1 protein-coding gene is annotated in these 2,317 nt (G+C 61.3%); it reads left to right on the plus strand.

The window, feature by feature from the left end:
• Nucleotides 1-400: 400 nt before the first annotated feature.
• Nucleotides 401-2,215, plus strand: coding sequence for a pilus (MSHA type) biogenesis protein MshL (gene mshL / locus WBH99_RS14320; protein ID WP_424220777.1), 1,815 nt, complete (start codon nt 401-403; stop codon nt 2,213-2,215).
• Nucleotides 2,216-2,317 lie beyond the last annotated feature (102 nt).

Consider the following 2,317-nt stretch of genomic DNA (forward strand, 5'->3'; position numbering starts at 1 on the left):
ACAAAGGCTTGATGGGGGTGTCGATGTCCAGGATCCACGGGGTGTTCAAGGCCGCCTGCACGCTGCCCAGCCATTTTTTTGCTTCACCCATCTTCACCCATCTGGTGACTCCTGCTCATTCGTTGAAACTGGCTGCCAGTCTGGCATCGTGCCGCTTTCCCTGAGCTCGACTGCCGGATTCAGGATAATAGGGGACACCCATCGGGTGACTCCCTTGATCAACCCCAAAACCTTAGCTTGCCAGCCATTCCGACTAAATGCACGTCACCCACCGAGATTTTTTGGTTCAGGGGTTACAACGAGCTTTCGCCATGTTAGGATCATGCCATCGGCCTAAGGGAGGGCGTCAGGGCCGCAGCGGAAATTTCATGTTGATCGCATCACCCTGAAAAGGTGAACAATGCTTGCAAGACTCCTCACTGCCAGCCTGCTTCCCGGCATCCTGGCAGCCTGCGCGGCCCCCGCTCCCCGGGAACCGCTCAAAGGTCACCTCAACCGCCAGCAGAATCAGGCCCCTCTCGCCGCCGGCACCATCCCCGCACCGGTCCGGCAAACCCTGGCGCTGCCACCTCCCAGGCCGGCTCCCAAGGCAGAAACCTATAGTGTCGTGGTCCACAATGTCCGGGTCGAAGATTTGCTCTTTGCCTTGGCCCGGGATGCCAAACTCAATGTCGACATTTACCCGGGCATGAGCGGCAACGTCAGCCTCAATGCCATCGACCAGACTCTGCCTCAGTTGCTCTCCCGCATCGCCAAACAGGTCGACATGCGCTTCGAACTGGACGGCCCGAATCTGGTCGTCATGCCGGATACGCCCTTCCTGAAGCACTACAAGATGGATTACGTCAATCTGAGCCGCAGCGTCACCGGCACCGTGGCCACCAACACGCAGATCAGCACCGGGGGAACAGGCGACAACGGCACGACATCAGCGCTGGGCAGCGGCAACATTTCCAGCACCCGGGTCGAGAACAGCTCGAAGAACATGTTCTGGGATTCCCTGGAAAAAAACATCCAGGACATCCTGCGGGAAACGGACAAAATCCTGCCCGAAGGCAGCGCCGAGGAAGCGGAAGAGTTTTCCGGCGCCTTCAGCGGCACACCCCAGCCAACGCCCAACCGCAACAGCCGCAGCAACAGCCGCAGCAATCCTCAGCCCAGCCTGAGCGAAGGCCAGGCGCGCGGCACCCGGATCACGCGGCGCAGCACCTTCCGTGAAGCGGCCTCGGTGATCATCAATCCCGAAACGGGCGTGGTCACCGTGCGCGCCACCGGACGACAGCATGAACGCATCCAGGAATTCATCGACAAGGTCAGCAATTCCGCCCGCCGCCAGGTGATGATCGAAGCCACCATCGTCGAGGTGGAACTAGGCGACGGCTACCAGCAAGGCATCGAATGGAACCGGATCTGGGCGGGCGGCAACAAGTCCTTCAGCCTGACCTCCACCTCATCCACCAATGGCGTCAACCCGGCCCTGACCCCGTTCGTGCTCAAATTCACCAATCAGGGCAACCCGCTCGACCTGACCTTGAACCTGCTCGAATCCTTCGGCACCACCAAGGTGCTGTCCAGCCCCCGCCTGTCGGTCCTCAACAACCAGACGGCCCTGCTCAAGGTGGTGGAAAACGTGGTGTATTTCAACATCAAGGCCGACATCACCCCGGGCAACACCAACACCAATGCCATGGTGGCCTATACGACGACGCCCCAGACGGTTTCGGTCGGCCTGGTGATGACGGTAACCCCCCAGATCAGCGACAACGACAATATCATCCTCAATGTCCGCCCCACCATCTCCAGCATCGCCGCCATGGTGAAAGATCCGAACCCGGACATTCCCACCGAGGTCGCCAACCAGATACCCCAGATCCGCACCCGCGAAATCGAATCCGTCCTGCGGGTTTCCAGCGGCGATATTGCCGTGCTGGGCGGCCTGATGGAAGACCGGATCGAGTACAAGACGGGCCGGGTGCCCGTGCTAGGCCAAATCCCCCTGGCCGGCGAGCTATTCACCTCGCGCAACAACAACGCCAAAAAATCGGAACTGGTGATTTTCCTGCGCCCCGTCGTCATTCGTGACCCCAGCCTGGGCGGCAACTACAGCAGCCTGGAAGGCTACCTGCCCGATCAGCGTTTCTTCAGCCAGCCACCCGAGGCCCAGCCGCTCAACCCGGCCTGGCCCGACACCGGCCCAAAGAAGAGCGCGCCATGAGCCTGCTCATGGAGGCCCTGAAACGGGCGCCCGCCGGCCCCGCTGCCGCCCCTGCCGGCCGGCCCGGTCTGGCCCTGCATCTGGAGGCGATGAATGCCGACC

Source organism: Azovibrio sp. (genome assembly GCF_049658005.1).
Taxonomy (GTDB): domain Bacteria; phylum Pseudomonadota; class Gammaproteobacteria; order Burkholderiales; family Rhodocyclaceae; genus Azovibrio.